The sequence below is a fragment of the Novilysobacter viscosus genome (genome assembly GCF_046600715.1).
Taxonomy (GTDB): domain Bacteria; phylum Pseudomonadota; class Gammaproteobacteria; order Xanthomonadales; family Xanthomonadaceae; genus Lysobacter_C; species Lysobacter_C viscosus.
In genome coordinates this window covers 82,836-100,316 of record NZ_JBJMAV010000009.1, presented here as the reverse complement: position 1 = coordinate 100,316, position 17,481 = coordinate 82,836, and the positions used below count along the sequence as shown (strand labels likewise).

The following is a 17,481-nucleotide window of genomic DNA, read 5'->3' as shown; positions in this document are numbered from 1 at the left end:
GCCGGGGCGGCCGCAAGCTGGCCGAAGGCGAGACAGCGCCGGCCACGGACGCCGGCACGCCCACCAGCCCCGGGCAGCCTGCCGCTGCGCCCCCGGCCGCGCGTCGCGCCGGGCCCACCCAGGTCAACGCGCGCAAGGCCGGGGCCGCTGCCACTGCGGCGCAACCCGGGTCGTCCGACAAGCCGGGCCTGCTGGGCCGGATCGGTCGGGGCCTGAAGTCGCTGGTCACGCGGGCGCCCCGCTCGCAGCACTGACCGGGCACCCGCCACGGCGGGTCGCCGCGGCGGGTGCCACCACGTACGGCCGGGCGATGGCGTGCCCGGCCGTACGTGCGTTGGCATCTGCGATACTCCCCTTCCCCGACACCGGACCGACGCCTGTCCATGCCCGTCCTGCGTTTTGACAACGTCAGCAAGCACTACGCCGGCGGTCGCCAGGCCCTGGGCGAGGTGACGTTCGAGGTCGATGCCGGCGAGATGCTGTTCGTTACCGGGCACTCCGGGGCTGGCAAGAGCACCCTGCTCAAGCTGATCCACCTGTCCGAGCGCCCCAGCCGCGGCGCGGTGCTGTTCAACGAACGCAACCTGCGCAACGTGCGCGGCCGCCAGGTCGCGATGCACCGGCGCGAGGTCGGCGTGGTGTTCCAGGACCATCGCCTGCTGGCCGACCGCAGCGTCGCCGACAACGTCGGGCTGCCGTTGCTGCTGCGCGGGACCGCCCGCGCCGAGATCGGCAAGCGCGTGCGCGTGGCGCTGGAGAAAGTCGCGCTGGCCGGCCGCATCGATGCGCTGCCGACCCAGTTGTCGGCCGGCGAGCAGCAGCGCGTGGGCATCGCCCGGGCGCTGGTGAGCGAACCCCGGCTGCTGGTGGCCGACGAGCCCACGGGCAACCTCGACCCCACCCTGTCGGCCGAGATCATGGCGTTGCTGGAAGCCCTGCCCGAGCGCGGCACCAGCGTGCTGGTGGCCAGCCACGACCTCGCCCTGGTCAAGCGCATGCGCAAGCGCGTGCTGGTGCTGGGCGAGGGGCGGCTGCTGGACGACATCCGTCCCGAGGACCTGGCCGAATGACCGCGCAGGCCGCCAGCGCCGGGCCCGCGCCCAAGGCACGCTCCCGCGTGGGCGCGTGGCTCGACCACCACGCCTACAGCTTCGTGGCCAGCATTGGCCGCATGTTCGGCAAGCCCACCTCGACCCTGCTGACGGTGGGGGTGATGGCGGTCGCGCTGGCGCTGCCGCTCGGCCTGTGGGGCGCGTTGGCGAATGTCGAACGACTGGCCGGCGACGTGCGCCAGTCGCGGCAGGTCGGGCTGTTCCTCAAGCAGTCGGTCGACCCGGTCAGGGCCGCCGAACTGGCCGAGGCACTGCGCCGGGACCCCGACGTGGCCGCGGTGGAAATGCGCACGCCGGAGCAGGGATTGGCCGAGCTCCACGAACGCGACGGGGTGGGCGAGGCCGCCGATGCACTGGACGCGCTGGGCCTGGACGAAAACCCGCTGCCGCACCTCTTGCTGGTGACGCCTTCGGGCGACGAGCGGCTGCTCGCCGGTCGCCTGCAAGGGCTGCCCGAGGCCGATGTCGTCCAGCACGATGCCGCTTGGCGGGAACGCCTCGACGGCTGGTTGCGCTTCGGGCTGCGGCTGGCGGCGGTGCTGGCGGCGTTGCTCGGCGTGGGCGCGGCACTGGTGGTCGGCAATACCGTCCGGCTGGACATCCAGCAGCGTCGCGAAGAAATCGGCGTGCTGCAGTTGCTCGGCGCGACCGACGGCTTCATCCGCCGCCCGTTCCTTTACCTGGGGGCCTGCTACGGCCTGGCCGCGGGACTGCTGGCGCTGGCGGTGTTGACCGCGACACAGTTGGCGCTGCACGCGCCGCTGGCCGAGCTGGCCGCCAGCTACGGCAGCGACTTCGCCCTGCGCGGGTTCGCGCCGCTGCACCTGCTGGCCATCGTGCTGGGCGCGGCGACCCTGGGGTGGCTCGGCGCCGGCCTGGTGGCCGGCCACTACCTGCGCCAGACCCGGCCCACGGATACCTGAGAGCACTCGTGACCGACGACTCCTCCTCCCTGCGCCACGTCGCCGCACCCGCCCCGCGGGTGATGGTGGTGGACGGCAGCAAGCTGGTGCGAAAGCTGATCGGCGACGTGCTGCAGCGGGAAGTCACCGATGTCGAGGTGGTGTCCTGCGGCAGCATCCGCGAGGCGCGCGAGGCGCTGGCGGCCGGCCCGGTCGACCTGGTCACCACGTCGCTCTCGCTGCCCGACGGCGACGGCATCGCGCTGGCGCGAAGCGTCCGTGAGGACGCCGCGCAGCGCTACGTGCCGGTCATCGTCATATCCGCCGATGCCCAGGCCCACCTGGAGTCGCGCCGCTTCACCGAGGACGTGACCGATTACTTCGACAAGGCGCTGGGGCACACCGCGCTGGCCGCCTTCATCCGCGGCTACGTGCAGCCCCAGCCCATCCCCGGCGCACGCGTGCTGTACGTCGAGGACAGCCGGGTGGTGGCACTGGCGACCAAGCGCATGCTCGAGCGCCAGCAGCTCACCGTGCTGCACTTCGTCGGCGTCGAGGAAGCACTGGAGTACCTGGAGCAGCACCGGGGCCAGGACGACATCGGCACCGACCTGGTACTCACCGACGTCTACCTGAAGGGCAAGCTCGAAGGCAGCGACCTGCTCGACCGCCTGCGCAAGGATTTCGGTTACGGCAAGCGCCGGCTGCCGGTGCTGGTCATGACCGGCGATGCCAACCCCGACAACCAGTCAGCCCTGCTGCGCGCCGGTGCCAACGACCTGGTCCTCAAGCCGATCGAAGAGCGGCTGCTGGTGACCAAGACCCTGTTCCAGCTGCGGCTGTCCAAGCTGCCTTGAAGGCACTCCGCCCCGGAGTGCACGCCGGGCACGAGCGCGCGCGAGGACCCCGCATTGCCCGTTGCCGGCGTGCCGGGATGGGAAGGCGACGCGGCCCGCCGGGGATCGGCGCCTCTGGCGTTGGTTCCCCGTACCCGGCGCGCGGGCCCGCAGCCCATGCCTGACACGTCCCGGATCCAGCTGCACCCATCGTGGAAAGCCCGCATCGGCGGCTACCTGCAGCGCGATGACATGCAGGCCCTGGCCGCCTACCTGCGTGATCGCAAGGCGGCCGGTGCCTCCATCTTCCCGCCGGGGCCGGAAATCTTCGCCGCCTTCGATGCCACGCCGTTCGAAGCGGTGAAAGTGGTCGTGCTGGGCCAGGACCCGTACCACGGTCCCGGCCAGGCCCACGGGCTGTGCTTTTCGGTCCGCCCCGGCGTCGCCGTGCCGCCGTCGCTGCTCAACGTCTACAAGGAGCTCGAGCGCGACACCGGGTTCGTACGCCCGGACCACGGCTACCTGATGGATTGGGCGCGGCGCGGCGTGTTGCTGCTCAACAGCGTGCTGACGGTTGAATCGGGACATGCCGGCAGCCACCAGCGACGCGGATGGGAGGGGTTCACCGACCACGTCGTCGATACGCTCAACCGCGAGCGCGAAGGGCTGGTGTTCCTGCTGTGGGGCAGCTACGCGCAGAAGAAGGGCGCGGTCATCGATGCAAACCGCCATCGGGTGCTCAAGGCCCCGCACCCGTCGCCACTGTCGGCACATCGCGGGTTCCTGGGATGCGGGCATTTCTCCAGGACCAACGCCTACCTCGCACGGAGTGGGCAGGCACCGGTCGACTGGTCGTTGCCGCCGAGGAGTGCGCTCGCGGTTGAATGACGGCGGGAGTGGCGGGAGCGACGCAAGTCTCGATCGCGCCGTCCGCGGAGAGGTTGCTCGCGCCTCACGTCGCTCCCGCAACTGCGACGCACGCCGTCGTGCACCGCTTGGTGTTTACCCCTCGAACGCCTCGCGCCCATGCGGCGCATCCAGGTCCTGCACCGGCCCTGCCGGCACGATCCGGCTCGGGTTGATCCAGTCATGGCTGCGATAGTAGTGGTTCTTGATGTGTTCGAAGTCCACGGTTTCGCGCACCCCGGGGTGCTGGTAAAGGTCGCGCACGTAGGCATGCAGCACCGGGTATTCGGCCAGCTTGCGCAGGTTGCACTTGAAGTGGCCGTGGTAGACCGGGTCGAACCGCAGCAGGGTGGTGAAGAGCCGCCAGTCGGCTTCCGTCAGGCGCCCGCCGAAGAGGTAGCGGCGCGTGGACAGGTGCGACTCCAGCCAGTCCAGGGTGTCGAACAAGGCAGCCACCGCGTGCTCGTACTTGTCCTGGGCGCTGGCAAAACCGGCTTTGTAGACGCCGTTGTTGACGGTCTCGTAGATGCGCGCGTTGAGGCCATCGATCTCCCCGCGCAGCTTCCTCGGGTAATAGTCGCCGGGCGCCGCGCCGACACCGTCGAAGGCGCTGTTGAACATGCGGATGATGTCGGCCGACTCGTTGCTGACGATGGTCGCGCTTTGGCTATCCCACAGGACGGGTACCGTCACCCGGCCGGTCGCGTGGGGGTCGGCACGGGTGTAGACCTCGTGCAGGCAGCGCGCGCCATTGAGCGTGTCGGGGCGGGTGCCGGGCGAATCGGCGAAGGTCCAGCCCTCCGCACCCATGAACCAGTGCACCACCGACAGCCCGACCATGCCTTCCAGGCCCTTGATCCGCCTGAAGATCAGCGTGCGGTGCGCCCAGGGGCAGGCCAGCGACACGTAGAGGTGGTAGCGCCCCGGCTCGGCCTTGAACCCGCCCTCGCCGGTCGGGCCCGGCGCCCCGTCGGCCGTCACCCAGTGGCGGAAGCGGCTGGTCTCGCGCTGGAAGGCGCCTCCACTGGCCTCGGTGTCATAGCCCTGCTGGGTCCAGGTGCCGTCGTTCAGTCGCCCCATCGTTGTCCTCGATCGCTGGCGGCACGCGGCAGTGGTCGGCGCTGCCGGAACCTGAAGCTTGAACCCTGCCCGGACCAAACATGGTGATGGTTTCACGTCCCTCCAACCGGGCCTGCTGTCCCATGAATGCAACACTGCGAAGCCCCCGGTCTTTTAGCAGTCCCCCCTGCCCACTGCTAAACTCGACCCCATGACCCAGATCGCGCTCTCCCAATCCCTGGTCGCCAACAACCTGCCCGTCCCCAGCCCCTTGGGCTCCCTGGACGCCTATATCAACGCGGTGCACCAGATCCCGGTGCTGACCGCCGAGAACGAGCAGGCCTTGGCGCGCCGCTTCCACGCCGATGAAGACCTCGATGCCGCCCGTGAGCTGGTGCATTCGCACCTGCGCTTCGTGGTGCACGTCGCCCGCGGCTACAACGGCTACGGCCTGCCGTTGGGCGACCTGATCCAGGAAGGCAACATCGGCCTGATGAAGGCGGTCAAGCGCTTCGACCCGGACCAGGGCGTCCGCCTGGTCAGCTTCGCGGTTCACTGGATCCGCGCGGAGATGCACGAGTTCATCCTCAAGAACTGGCGCATCGTCAAGGTTGCAACCACCAAGGCGCAGCGCAAGCTGTTCTTCAACCTGCGCCGGAGCAAGAAGCGCCTGGGGTGGATGAATGCCGAGGAAGTCCGCACCGTTGCGCGCGACCTCAACGTGTCCGAGCGCGAAGTGATGGAAATGGAGTCGCGACTGTCGGGCCGTGACATCGGCTTCGACGCGCCCGCGGGCGAGGACGACGACCGCGCCCCGCCGTCGCCTGCCGCCTACCTGCGCGCCGACGGCGAGGATCCCTCGCAGACCTACGAGCGCGAGGACGAGGAAGACAGCAAGCTGGCGCTGCTGCGGCAGGGCATGGCCGGCCTGGACGAGCGCTCGCGCGACATTGTCATGCGCCGCTGGCTGGACGACGGCAACAAGATCACCCTGCAGGACCTGGCCGACGAGTACGGCGTGTCGGCCGAGCGCATCCGCCAGATCGAGGCCAATGCACTGAAGAAGATGCGGGCGCTGTTCGCGGCCTGAGTCGCGTCCGGCCCTGCTGCGCGCAAGAAAAAGGCCCGGGATTCCCGGGCCTTTTCATATGGGCGGTGCGGCGCGCCGGGTTACCAGACCACCTCGGCCATCGAGCAGTTCAGCCCCGAGCCGATGCCCAGCAACGCCACCCGGTCGCCCTTCTTCAGGCGGCCCATTTCGCGCAGCTTGCTGAGCACGATCGGCACCGAGGCCGGGCCGATGTTGCCGTGCTCGCTGAAGATGGTCAGCACCTTCTTCGGATCGATCCCGAACGCCTTGATGAAGGCCTGGGTGTGCACCTGGCTGACCTGGTGGATGACGAACTCGTCCAGCTCCTCCACGACCCAGCCCAAGGCCTGCTTGGCGGCGATGAAGGTCTTCTGCGCCAGCCTCAGACCTTCCACCAGCAGCAGCCGGGTATCGGTGACCATGCGGTCCAGGTTGCCCCGGCACAGGCCGTTCCACTGGGTGGCCGCGCGGGTCACGCCGCCGCGGTAGCGCGGGGCGGACGGCACCAGCTCGGCGCGCGCCATCACCATCGCCGCCGCGCCACAGCCCAGGGTCAGGGTGGCCAGTTCGTTGCGGAACTGCTCCTCGGTGGCATCGGGCGACGACAGGCGCTCGAGGGTCTTCTCGTAGGCCAGGTCGGCGGTCTCGCCGTCGACCACCAGCGCGTATTCGATCTCGCCGCGCTCGATCATCCGCGCGGCGATGTCCATGCCGTTGATGAAGGCCAGGCATGCGTTGGCAACGTCGAAGTTCTGGCAGTACTCGGTCAGGCCCAGGTTGCCGCTGACGATGCTGGCGGTGGACGGCTCAAGGTAGTCCCGGCTCACCGAGGTATTGACCAGCAGGCCGACCTTCGATCCGTCGATGCCGGCGTCGTCCAAGGCCTTGCGCGCGGCCATCGTGGCCGCGTCCGACGCCAGCATCGGGCCGTCCCACAACCGGCGGGCGTGGATGCCGGCGATGTCCTTGAGCACGTCGGTGCGGATGCCCAGGCGGTCCAGCGTCGGCTGGAGCCGTGCATTGATGTCGTCCGAGCTCAGGCGGCGCGGCGCGTCGATATGGGCCAGGCCGGCGATGGCGACATGTTGGAACAGCATGGGAAGGGCACCGAATGCGGAAAACAGGCAAGGGTACCGCGTTGGCGGCCCCAGCGCATTAGCCGGGGTTGCCTGCATGGCCCCGGCCGTTGGCCGACGTTCACCGCAACTTGACCCGGCTGGCGGGGTGCCGGGCGTCAGCCCTGGATCGGAAATGTCGCCGCACCCTGCCCGGGAGCGGGTCGGACCGGGGTCAGCAGCGCGCTGCCGGCCCCGCAGCGGTACCCGGTGAATCGCTGCTCGCCCTGCACGGGCGGGCCCAGCGGTTGGATGGTGTCGGCGCCCAAGCCGGGGCCCTCGTTGCGCGCCAGGGTTTCCAGCTCCTCGCGCACGCGCAGATTGTTGCGCTCGTAGAAGGCGACGCTGTCCTTGACCGAGACGGCGATCTCGCCGCGCTTCTCGCATCCGGCTGGCGCGCTTCCAGCGGGGATCACCCGCACCGCGCTGGCGCCGGGCGCCATGTGCACCCAGGTGCAGGCGCTGGCGAGGACCATCGTGGCGGTGGCGATAACAAGCGGACGGATCATGGCGGTGCCCCGGGAACTGGATGGGCGATTGTCGCCGCATCCCGGCGGCTTGGGGCGGACGAGGGTGAATCAGGAGTGACTCGTTGCGGATGTGCCCGCTCCCGCTCGTCCGCCAGGAACGGCTTCGGCCGCGGGTCCGGATTCCGGGCGCAATGCAGGAGCGACGCAAGTGGCGGCCACGACGGCTCACCGGAGACGGCGATCGCGACTTACGTCGCTCCTGCAAAGGACCCCGTATTCCGTGTTCCGGGTGGGGACATCCCGCCGGGCGGCACCCACCCGGCGGGTGCCGCCCTTACTCGGCGTCGGCGCCGCTGGCAGGCGCCTTGACGGACGCCTCGACCGGGAGGCCATCGGCGTCGAGCACCTGCACGGTGCCCAGCTCGAGCGCGCGCACCGGTGCTTCGATCTGGTCGAGGTCACCCACCACCACCCAGGTCAGCGCGTCCGGGCTGATGGTGGTCGCGGCATCTGCCACCTGGGCGGGGGTCAGCGACTCGATCTCGGCCAGTCGGCGCTGCACGTAGTCGTCGGGACGGCCGTACCGGACCATGCCGCTGATCGTGCTGCGAACGGCACTGGCGGTCTCGTAGGCCCCCGGCAGGCTGCGCATCTCGTTGGCGCGGACCTTGGCCACCTCGTCCTCGGTCGGCGGCGTGGTGCCGGCAGCGTACTCGCTGATCTCGCGCTTGAGCTCGGCCATCGACTCGGCGGTCTTGTCGATCTGCACCGGCGCGAACGCCAGCCACGGCCGCTGGCCAAGGGCATCGGGCGAGAAGCTGTATGAGCCGTACGCCCAGTGCTTGTCTTCGCGCAGGTTCATGTTGAGGCGCGAGCTGAACTGGCCGCCCAGCACGGTGTTGGCGAACTCGAACTCGGTGGCCTGGTCGGACAGGGTCGAGGGCACCAGCTGGCCGACGATGATGTTGGCCTGCACCGCACCGGGCTGGTCGATCAGGAACACGCGAGGCGCCGCGGGCAGCGCCACGTCGGCGACCTCGCCGGTCGCCGCCGGGGTGCCTTGGCCACTCCAGTCGCCCAGGTGCTCTTCGAGCATCGGCACGATCTGGGCCAGGGTGGTGTCGCCGACCACGACCAGGGTCGCGTTCTCCGGCCTCACCCAGTTGCGGTGGTACTCGACCAGGTCCTCGCGCGTCAGCGATGCGATCGACGCCTCGGTGCCCGAACCGCTGAACGGCATGGCGTAGGCATGGCCTTCGCCGTACAGCAGCGGCGGCATCACCCGCAGGGCGGCGGAGTTGGGACGCGCCTTCTCCTGCTTGATGCCGGCGATCCAGGTGGCCTTGACGCGGTCGATCTCCGCCGGCGCGAACGCCGGCCGGCGCAGCATGTCGGCGAACAGAGCCAGCGACGGATCAAGTTGATCCTTGAGCGCCGACAGGAACGCATTGCCGCCATCCAGCGAGGCGCCTGCCCCGAGTTCCGCCCCGAGTGCTTCGGCCCGGCCGGCGAACTCCAGTGCGCTGTACCCGGCCGCACCTTCGTCCAGCATGCTCATCGCAAAGCTCGACGTACCCAGCTTGTGCCCGCCCAGCGCGTCGGCCTTGTAGCCGCCGTCCAGCAGCAGGCTCATCTGCACCACGGGCACGGTTTGGCGCTCGGCCAGGATCACCTTGGTACCGTTGGACAGGGTCGCGCGCTGCAATTCCGGGAACTTGAGTTCCGGGAATGCCTCGGGCATCGGCGGACCGTCGCTGCGGTCCACGACCGACGCGGTCGTGGTGTAGTCGGGGTCGATGGGCGGCAGGGCCAGCGGCGCCGGATCCACGGCCGGTGACTCGGCCAGCGGGGTGCGCTCGCCCGGCATCACCACCAGGGTGTGGTCGCCGTCGCCCAGCCACTCGCGGCCTACAGCCTGCAATTGCGCCGGATTCACCGCAGCGACGTTGTCCAGGGTCTCGCGGAAGCAGCCCGGGTCGCCGGCGTAGATTTCGCAGGCGGCCAGCGCGTCGGCCTTGCCACCGAAGCCCCCGATGCGTTCGATGCCGCGGATGAAGCCGGCGCGGATCACCGTCTTGGCCTGGGCGACTTCCTCGGCGGTCGGGCCTTCCGCCAGCAGCTTGGCGAGCTCCTCGTCAACGATAGCCTCGACCCTGGCCGGCTCCACGCCGTCCTTGACCGTGGCCACGACCAGGAAATTGGAACCCAGCTGGGACTCGCTGACCGCGGCGCTGACGCTGTCGACCAGCTTGTCCCCGTGCACCAGGCGCTTTTCCAGGCGCGAGGTATCGCTGCCCCCCAGCACCCGTGCCAGCACGTGCAGGCGATCGACGTCGACGGTATCGGTCGGCGCGATGTTCCATGCTCGGTAGATGCGCGCCTGCGGGACGGCATCGTTCATCACCTCGCGCGTGTCCGCGCTGCGGCGCGCGACGTCCACCTCGGGCTGTGCCATGTCGGGGCCGGCCGGGATGTGGCCGAAGTACTGCGCGACCTTGTCCTTCGCGGTTGCCACATCGATGTCGCCGGCCAGTACCAGCACCGCGTTGTTCGGGCCATACCAGGCGCGGAACCAGTTCTTGACGTCCTCCAGCGAGGCCGCGTTGAGGTCGGCCATCGAGCCGATCACGCTGTGGTGGTAGGGGTGGCCTTCCGGGTACAGGGCCTGGTTGAGCTTGGTCCACACCTGACCGTAGGGCTGGTTCTCGCCCTGTCGCTTCTCGTTCTGGACCACGCCGCGCTGCTCGTCCAGGGTCTTCTGGTCGATCGCGCCCAGCAGGTGGCCCATGCGGTCGGACTCCATCCACAGGGCCAGGTCGAGCGCGGTGGTGGGCACGTTCTGGAAGTAGTTGGTGCGGTCGGTATTGGTGGTGCCGTTCATGTCGGTCGCGCCGACCAGTTCGAACGGCGTGAAGTACTCGCCGCGGTAGTTCTCGGTGCCGTTGAACATGAGGTGCTCGAACAGGTGCGCAAAGCCCGTGCGGCCGCGCGGCTCGTCCTTGCTGCCGACGTGGTACCAGAGGTTGACCGCCACCACCGGCGCCTTGCGATCGGTGTGGACGATCACCTTCAGCCCGTTGGGCAGGGTGAACTGCTCATAGGCGATGTCGACTTCGGCCTGCTGCGCTTGCGCTGCGGCGGGAGTGAATGCCAGCGCGCCGGTGGCAGCGGCAATGGCAAGGGCGAGGATGGCGGCGCGGGGACGGGCAACGGGTGACATGTTCACTCCTGTGGCGGAACGTGCCGGCCTGCCTGGCCGGCTGGGGCGGCCCGACTCGGGGCGCATGGCCGATCACGGTAGCCAGTCCCGGCCCACCGCGCATGGGCCACAAGTCCGGGCCACTGCATCCGGCCTGCGGCCCGGCGCGTAGCTGTGTCCGGTTCCCGCTGGCGGGATCCGTGTGCCGAAGCGTTCCTGCGTGCTCCCGCCGGTCCCGGGCGCCGCCCGCGCCCCCGCCCATTCGGCGCTGCGGCGTCCAGGCCGAGGCACGCGTCCCGCCAGCGGGCACCTTCTCGCGATGGGTCGGCACCGCTGGGTAGACTCGCGCTGCGCTTGAACCGGGCGCGCAAGGAGTCCCCGGCCATGCCCCAGACCCGCCACTGCCTGGTCACCGGCGCAAACCGCGGCCTCGGCCTGGAGTTCGTTCGCCAACTGCTGGCCCGCGGCCACCACGTGGTCGCCACCTGCCGCCAGCCCGGACGCGCCACCACCCTCAATATGCTTACCGGTGAACACCCGGGCCGGTTGCACGTGCTGCCGCTGGACCTGGCGGCCCCGAGATCACACGCCGAACTGGTGCGGGAACTGCCGCTGGTGCTGGGCGGTGGCGATGGTCGGCTGGACCTGCTGGTCAACAATGCCGGGGTGCTGCATTCGGGCGAGCGCTTCGGGCAGGTCGAACCGGCGCAGCTTGAGGACAGCCTGCGGACCAATGCCGCCGGCCCGTTCCTGCTGACCCAGGCACTGGCACCACTGCTTGCCGACCGTAGTCCCGACCGCGCCGGCGCCGTGGTCGTGAACCTGTCCTCGCGCCTGGGTTCGATCGCCGGGGTGGAGGGATTCAGCACGCCCACCTACGCGGTTTCCAAGGCGGCACTGAACATGGCCACCGTGCTGCTGGCCCGGGCCCTGTCCGAGCGGGGCATCACGGTGCTGGCGGTGAGCCCGGGATGGGTCCGCACGGACATGGGCGGTGAGGACGCACCCCTCGAGGCACCCGAATCGGTTGCCGGCCTGCTGGACCGGGTGGAGGTGGCGACGCCCGACGAAAGCGGGCGATTCATCGACTATCGCGGCGAGGCCATCGACTGGTAGGGTCGCCCGCCGCCTACCGTGCCCGCGCCATGTTCCACGTGATCCTGTACCAGCCCGAGATCCCACCCAACACCGGCAACGTGATCCGGCTGTGCGCCAACACCGGCGCCCGCCTGCACCTGGTGCGCCCGCTGGGGTTCGAACTGGAGGACCGCCAGCTGCGGCGCGCGGGCCTGGACTACCACGAGTACGCCACCCTGGTGGTGCACGAAACGCTGGACTCGGCGATGTCGTCGATCGCACCGGGTCGGCTGTTCGCCCTCAGTACCCGCGGCCAGGTGCGCCATGACGCCCCGTCGTACGCCCCCGGCGACGCTTTCCTGTTCGGGCCCGAGACCCGCGGCCTGCCAGGGGCGGTGCTCGATTCGGTCCCCGAGGCCCGGCGCCTGCGCCTGCCCATGCGCCCGGGCAACCGCAGCCTCAACCTGTCCAACGCGGTGGCCGTGGTGGCGTTCGAAGCCTGGCGCCAACAGGACTTCGATGGCGCCGCCTGACGTCCCCCGGACGGCCCGCACGTCGACTCGCACGGGGACCATGAATGGCAGGTGTAACTTAGTGAACTGCAAAGTTCAATATTAAGGCGTGGTTGAAATTCGCTGCGGATACTGGCGCGACCGGTCCAGCCTGCCTTTTCGGCCTGCTGGCGACAGGGTCCGAAGAAGGCCCGTCCACCGGCCCCGTACCGACCACAAGAGAGGCCCCACATGAAGCGTTCCACCGCCATGACCAAGCTTGCCGCCCTGACCCTGCTGGCCGCCCTTCCGCTGGCCGCGACCGCCGCCGATGGCGTGTCGTACAACTACGTTGAGGCCGGCTACGCCACCACCAACACCGACGATGGCGACGCCGACGGCTGGGCCGTCAACGGCTCGGGCGCAATCGCGCCGAACTTCCACGTCTTCGGTGGCTACAGCAACCAGGAGATCGACAACACCAACATCGACTTCGACCAGTGGCGGGTCGGGGTGGGCTACAACCGCGAGATCAGCCCGCGCGCCGATCTGGTGACCCGGGCGGCCTACGAGAAGTTCGACGCCGGCCGCGATTTCCTGGGCAATGACCTGGATGCCGACGGCTGGAGCGTGGAGGCCGGTGTGCGCGGCGCCCTGGCGCCGGCGCTGGAAGGCTATGCGATGGCCGGCTTCGAGGACGGTGAGTCCATCGGCGGCGGAGAGCGCGATGGCGAGTTCTACGGTCGCCTTGGCGCACAGGTGAAGTTCAACCCGATGTGGGGCGTCAGCGGCGACGTGAAGTTCATCGACGGCGATACCCAGATCTTCGTCGGGCCGCGAATCACGTTCTGACCCCTCCTGCACCGCACCACCACCATCGCGATCTCTCTCCAGATCCTCGCGATGCGAAGCCCGGCTCCGGCCGGGCTTCGTCTTTTGGGGCATGACCGCTCGTCGCGGGCAGGGGCGCATCGCCGGGAGGACGCGGTTGAGCGTGGCACGGGTTTGCACGGCAGTACCGGCATTCCGGGAGGCTGGCTCAACGATGTCAGGGGCGGCTAGATGCCGGATCCTTGCTCGAGGCGGCCCTTCCTAGCTGAAAAGCCCCTGCGGGTATTCCGCCTTCTGCTCCCGAGCCAGCAGTTGGCGCAAGCCGTCGGTCGGGGTGATATCGCCATGCAGCACCGCCTGCACGGCGCTGGAAATCGGCAGCTCGACGTCGTGGCGTTGCGCCAGCCGCATGACTTCGTCGGCGGTCTGTACCGACTCGACCACCTGGCCGATGGCGCGTACCGCCTCCCCGATCGACTGCCCGCGACCCAAGGCCAGGCCCAGCCGCCGGTTGCGGGAGAGGTCGCCGGTGCACGTCAGCACCAGGTCACCCACTCCTGCCAGGCCCATCACGGTCTCGGCCTTGCCACCGATCGCCTGGTTCAGGCGCAGCATCTCGTTGAGGCCGCGGGTGATCAGCCCGGCACGGGCGTTGAGGCCCAGCTCCATGCCGTCGGCGACGCCGGTCGCCACCGCCAGCACGTTCTTCATGGCACCGCCCAGCTCCGCTCCCCGCATGTCCTGCCCGGTGTAGGCACGGAACGCCGGCCCGTGCAGCACATCGGCCACCTTCTGGGCGAATGCCGGGCTGTCCGAATGCACGGTCAGCGCGGTCGGCAGGCCCGCGGCCACCTCCTTTGCGAAGGACGGGCCGGTGACCACCGCCAGCGGTACGCCATCGCCAAGCACTTCCGCGGCGACTTCGTGCAGGAAGCGTCCGCTGCCGGGCTCGAACCCTTTCGTCGCCCACGCCACGCCCGCACCCGGCTGCCTGTGCGGCGCGAGCGCGCGCAGGGTGTCGGCGAAGGCATGGGACGGCACCACCACCAGCACCAGCTCCGCATCGGCCAGCGCCAACGCCAGGTCGGTGGTGGCGCGCAGCGTTTCCGGCAACGGCAGGTCGGGCAGGTAACGGGGGTTGCAGTGGTCGCGCTCGATCGCCGCAACGCTCTGCGCGTCGCGGCCCCAGATCACGGTGGGACACCCGTGGCGGGCGATCAATGCCGCCAGCGCGGTGCCCCACGAACCGGCACCCAGCACCGCCACCCGCGGTGGCGCGGCCGAGATCGCCCGGGGCGCCGTCGCGTTGGGCACGCTGGCCAAATCAGGCGTTGCCGGCGGCTTCGGTATCGGCCAGGCCGTTTTCCTGCCCGGCCTGCTGGGCGGCGCGCTGGCGCAAGCCTTCCGCGTACAGCGCATCGAAATTGATCGGCTGCAGCAGGAACGGCGGGAACCCGCCCGACTGCACCAGGGTGCTCACCAGGTTGCGCGCGTAGGGGTACAGCACGTTCGGGCAATGGGTGCCGAGCATGCCGTCGAGCGTGGCGTCGTCGAAACCCGCCATGCCGAACACGCCCGCCTGCTTGACCTCCACAAGGTACAGCGGCTTGTCGTCGGCCTTGCACGTCAGGGTGATGCCCAGCACCACCTCGAAGGCGTTCTCGCCCAGGCGCTGGACGTTCTGGCTGAGATTCATCTGCAGCTGCGGCTGCGCGGTCTCGTTGAACACTGCCGGCGCACCGGGGACCTCGAAGGACACGTCCTTGACGTAGATCTTCTCGACCGTGAACGCCGGGCCGGTCGGGGCGGCGGTGTCTGCGGGCGCTGCGGCGCCGTTGGCGTTTTCTTCGGACATGGCTCGGAACTCCAGCAAAAAATCGTTAAGTGGTCGATTATGGCACGCGGCTGCCGCGCGCCCGGGGCTCAGGCTGGGGGCGCGGCCGGGCGATACAAGGCCCCGGCCGGGTCAGTCGCGCCGCTTCAGCCGCGACCCTTCACCAGCGGAAGGTCGGCCTGCTGCCAGGCCTGGATGCCACCATCGAGCCAGTAGACGTGCTCGAACCCGGCCTTCTTCAGGCGCTTGGCCGCGGCTGCCGACGCCTGGCCGCTGCGGCACACCATCACCACCGGAAGTGCCTTGGCGTTGGCCAGCAGCTTGCTCTCCGGGTCGAACTGGCTGGACTGGACGGAGCGGCTGCCGGCGATGTGGCCCTTCTGGAAGTCGTTGCTGGCCGACAGGTCGACCACCAGCGCGTTGTCGCGGTTGACCAGGCCGGTCAGCTCGGCCGGGCGCAGCGCCTTGTAGCCGCGGAACAGCCGCGCGATTTCGGTGAGGATGATCGCGACCGTCAGGCCCACCAGCGCCAGCGAGAGCATGTAGTGGCGTTCGGCGAAGGCGAGCAGTTGGTCGAGGGTCACGGCATCACGGCGGTGGCGAGGGGGCGGCGATTGTCGCCCAGCGCCGGTGGCGGCGCAAAAGACCTGCTATTCGCCGTCCCACAGGTCCGGCATCGGCGAGGTCAGCCACCAGGTCTTGCTCGGCTCGTCCCAACGCCACTGCTCGCGGTAGCGCACGGTGCGTTCGGTCATCGTATGGCGGTTGACCACCCCGATCTCGATGTCGCGGGTGGCCGTGCCCGCCTCCATGTCCTGGCTGGCCCCCAGGTCGCGGTAGTGCGAGATCTGCACCTGCTTGTAGCGCGCCAGCTCGACCTCGCTCAGGGCATGCTCTTCGCGCTTGAGCGGATCGATCAGGTTGGCCGCACCCTCGAAGTCCCCCCAGCGGATGGCCCCGGACCAGGCGTACTGGTTGCGGTGGAGCAGGTCCTGCTGGTTGGACATGCTGGCGCAGGCGGCCAGCAGCGCGAAAAGGACGAGCAGCAGCAGCGACTGGATCCAACGCATCGGACTCTCCTGGGTGCGGGCTTGGGCCGAGACGGTAGCAGGCCGCGACGGTAGCAGGCTGGGCCCTGGTGGGCGCGGCCGGATCCCGGGCTGATGGTGATGGGCCTAGGGGCGTCGCAGGATGGCCACGTAACGCGCGGTGAACTCTGTGGCGATCCCGCCATCGGGCAGCGCGGCCCACGCGCGCAGCCCGATCCGGGCGCGACCGCGCTGGCGCAGGGTCTCGATGAAGCCGTCCCAGTCGGCACCGGCGTCGGCTTCGGTCACCACGTCCAGGTCGGCGAACAGCGGCGCCAGGTAGCGCACCTGGCAGTCGGCGACGAACACGTCCGCATCCAGTCCCGCCCGCTCGGTTCTCAGCGTGGCCAGGCCCCACGAGGCCAGCGTCATCATCGAGCCCAGGCTGCCACCGAAGGCGCAGCCCTTGTCATTGACGTGGGCGGCCAGCGGCGCGTGCAGGCGCAGGCGCTCGCCATCGAAGCCGACGATGCGAAGCTGCATGGCGGCCACCGGGGGCATGGACTGGAGGTGTCGGTCGAGGCGGAGCAGGGCGTCTTCGGTCATGGGCGGGTCACCGGTGGGGGACGGGCATTCTGGCAGCCCACCGGGTCCGGAGAGCTCCGGCATGCCGGCGACCCGCCCGCAACGGCGGCGCAAGCGGACTGTTCGCACCGCGTGGCGCATGGCACGCTGCCGTCGATGCCGCTGCCCGATCCCGGATGGATGCTTGTCTCGCTGCGGCCGCGCGGCGGCCACGGTGCCCTGCGTCGCGCCGCGGCGCGGCACGGCGGCGGCCTGGTCGCGCTGTCGCCGTGGACCTTGCAGGACTTAGACGACCCCGCCACGCGCACAGCGCTGCAACAGGCGCTGGCGGCCGACGCGGTCGTGTTCACCAGCCCTGCCGCCGTGCGCGCGGCGGCACGACTCCAGCGGCTGGGCGACATCGCCGCCTGCGCGGTGGGCAGCGGCACCGCCGCCGCACTGCGCCGGGCGGGCGTCAATGATGTCCAACGGCCTCGACGCATGGATTCCGAGGGCCTGCTGGCCCTGCCCCGCCTGGCCGCCGCCGGCGCGCGCCGCATCGGGCTGGTCACCGCGCCGGGTGGCCGCGGCGCGCTTCAACCCGCACTGGAAGGGCGCGGCATCGTGGTCGTGCGTGCCGATGTCTACGCACGCGTGCCGGTGCCGCTTGCCTCGCGCTCGATCCAGGCCCTCGAGGGCGAGACGCGCCCCACCGTGCTGGCACTGACCAGCGGGGAGGCCCTGCAGCGCGTGCTGGGCCACCTCCCGGAGCGGGCGCGCGACGCCCTGCTGCGCGCCGAGGTGGTGGCTGCCAGCGCGCGCCTGGCAGCCGCCGCCAGGCAAGCCGGATTCAGCGCCATCCGGGTCGCCCGGAGCCCTCGCCCCGCCGACCTCGTGGCCGCGGCATGCGAACGGGGCGGCGACCGCATTCCGGTAGCATGAGCGGTCCTCCCATCGCGTCCTGACC

At 70.0% G+C, this 17,481-nt stretch carries 17 protein-coding genes and 2 pseudogenes; 10 read left to right on the top strand and 9 right to left on the bottom strand.

The features are described 5' to 3' along the window. The 5 genes and pseudogenes from ACJQWL_RS12485 to ung all read left to right on the top strand — a co-directional run. A pseudogene (locus ACJQWL_RS12485) lies at window positions 1–254 on the top strand (hypothetical protein); the annotation flags it as partial. Between the two features lie 129 nt (window positions 255–383). Then, the gene (gene ftsE, locus ACJQWL_RS12480) at window positions 384–1,070 is read left to right on the top strand and encodes a cell division ATP-binding protein FtsE (RefSeq protein WP_330969695.1); all 687 of its coding nucleotides are present in this window, start codon (window positions 384–386) and stop codon (window positions 1,068–1,070) included. Then, entirely contained in the window at window positions 1,067–2,035 is a 969-nt protein-coding gene (gene ftsX, locus ACJQWL_RS12475) for a permease-like cell division protein FtsX (RefSeq protein WP_330969694.1), read from the top strand. The genes ftsE and ftsX overlap by 4 nt, the downstream gene beginning before the upstream one ends. A gap of 62 nt (window positions 2,036–2,097) precedes the next feature. Further along, window positions 2,098–2,871 (top strand): response regulator, encoded by a 774-nt coding sequence (locus ACJQWL_RS12470; protein WP_330969698.1) that lies wholly within the window; start codon window positions 2,098–2,100, stop codon window positions 2,869–2,871. 156 nt (window positions 2,872–3,027) lie between these two features. Next, a complete protein-coding gene (gene ung / locus ACJQWL_RS12465) occupies window positions 3,028–3,738 on the top strand; it encodes a uracil-DNA glycosylase (RefSeq protein ID WP_330969693.1) in 711 nt (236 codons plus the stop codon). 114 nt (window positions 3,739–3,852) lie between these two features. On the opposite strand, the gene ACJQWL_RS12460 is transcribed toward ung, so the two are convergent. Next, complete coding sequence (locus tag ACJQWL_RS12460) at window positions 3,853–4,836, bottom strand: glutathione S-transferase family protein (protein ID WP_330969692.1); 984 nt, start codon at window positions 4,834–4,836, stop codon at window positions 3,853–3,855. Window positions 4,837–5,026: 190 nt separating this feature from the next. Here ACJQWL_RS12460 and rpoH point away from each other — a divergent pair, with 190 nt between their 5' ends. Further along, on the top strand, window positions 5,027–5,905 hold the full coding sequence (rpoH, locus tag ACJQWL_RS12455; protein ID WP_330969691.1) for an RNA polymerase sigma factor RpoH: 879 nt from the start codon (window positions 5,027–5,029) through the stop codon (window positions 5,903–5,905). Window positions 5,906–5,985: 80 nt separating this feature from the next. On the opposite strand, the gene ACJQWL_RS12450 is transcribed toward rpoH, so the two are convergent. The 3 genes and pseudogenes from ACJQWL_RS12450 to ACJQWL_RS12440 form a co-directional block, all read right to left on the bottom strand. After that, complete coding sequence (locus ACJQWL_RS12450; protein WP_330969690.1) at window positions 5,986–7,002, bottom strand: 3-oxoacyl-ACP synthase III; 1,017 nt, start codon at window positions 7,000–7,002, stop codon at window positions 5,986–5,988. 215 nt (window positions 7,003–7,217) lie between these two features. After that, window positions 7,218–7,526: pseudogene (locus ACJQWL_RS12445) on the bottom strand (DUF4156 domain-containing protein); the annotation flags it as partial. A 298-nt stretch (window positions 7,527–7,824) separates the two neighbouring features. Next, entirely contained in the window at window positions 7,825–10,710 is a 2,886-nt protein-coding gene (locus tag ACJQWL_RS12440; RefSeq protein WP_330969689.1) for a M16 family metallopeptidase, read from the bottom strand. A 363-nt stretch (window positions 10,711–11,073) separates the two neighbouring features. Between ACJQWL_RS12440 and ACJQWL_RS12435 the strand changes: the two genes are divergently transcribed. The 3 genes from ACJQWL_RS12435 (at window position 11,074) to ACJQWL_RS12425 (ending at window position 13,109) form a co-directional block, all read left to right on the top strand. After that, on the top strand, window positions 11,074–11,805 hold the full coding sequence (locus ACJQWL_RS12435) for an SDR family oxidoreductase (RefSeq protein WP_330969688.1): 732 nt from the start codon (window positions 11,074–11,076) through the stop codon (window positions 11,803–11,805). A 29-nt stretch (window positions 11,806–11,834) separates the two neighbouring features. Beyond that, complete coding sequence (locus ACJQWL_RS12430) at window positions 11,835–12,299, top strand: tRNA (cytidine(34)-2'-O)-methyltransferase (RefSeq protein WP_330969687.1); 465 nt, start codon at window positions 11,835–11,837, stop codon at window positions 12,297–12,299. A gap of 210 nt (window positions 12,300–12,509) precedes the next feature. After that, window positions 12,510–13,109, top strand: a complete 600-nt coding sequence (locus tag ACJQWL_RS12425) for an OmpO family porin (protein WP_411300931.1) — start codon at window positions 12,510–12,512, stop codon at window positions 13,107–13,109. A gap of 240 nt (window positions 13,110–13,349) precedes the next feature. Here the strand turns inward: ACJQWL_RS12425 and ACJQWL_RS12420 are convergent, their stop codons facing one another. The 5 genes from ACJQWL_RS12420 to ACJQWL_RS12400 all read right to left on the bottom strand — a co-directional run bounded on the left by ACJQWL_RS12420 (window position 13,350) and on the right by ACJQWL_RS12400 (window position 16,556). Beyond that, window positions 13,350–14,375, bottom strand: a complete 1,026-nt coding sequence (locus ACJQWL_RS12420; protein WP_330969696.1) for an NAD(P)H-dependent glycerol-3-phosphate dehydrogenase — start codon at window positions 14,373–14,375, stop codon at window positions 13,350–13,352. A 37-nt stretch (window positions 14,376–14,412) separates the two neighbouring features. Then, window positions 14,413–14,943, bottom strand: a complete 531-nt coding sequence (secB, locus tag ACJQWL_RS12415) for a protein-export chaperone SecB (RefSeq protein ID WP_330969686.1) — start codon at window positions 14,941–14,943, stop codon at window positions 14,413–14,415. Window positions 14,944–15,068: 125 nt separating this feature from the next. Next, window positions 15,069–15,464, bottom strand: a complete 396-nt coding sequence (locus ACJQWL_RS12410; RefSeq protein WP_411300933.1) for a rhodanese-like domain-containing protein — start codon at window positions 15,462–15,464, stop codon at window positions 15,069–15,071. Window positions 15,465–15,572: 108 nt separating this feature from the next. After that, a complete protein-coding gene (locus ACJQWL_RS12405) occupies window positions 15,573–15,992 on the bottom strand; it encodes a hypothetical protein (RefSeq protein WP_330969684.1) in 420 nt (139 codons plus the stop codon). 105 nt (window positions 15,993–16,097) lie between these two features. Further along, entirely contained in the window at window positions 16,098–16,556 is a 459-nt protein-coding gene (locus tag ACJQWL_RS12400) for a YiiD C-terminal domain-containing protein (protein WP_330969683.1), read from the bottom strand. Window positions 16,557–16,691: 135 nt separating this feature from the next. Between ACJQWL_RS12400 and ACJQWL_RS12395 the strand changes: the two genes are divergently transcribed. Beyond that, window positions 16,692–17,456, top strand: a complete 765-nt coding sequence (locus ACJQWL_RS12395; RefSeq protein ID WP_411300930.1) for a uroporphyrinogen-III synthase — start codon at window positions 16,692–16,694, stop codon at window positions 17,454–17,456. The last annotated feature ends 25 nt before the right edge of the window (window positions 17,457–17,481 follow it).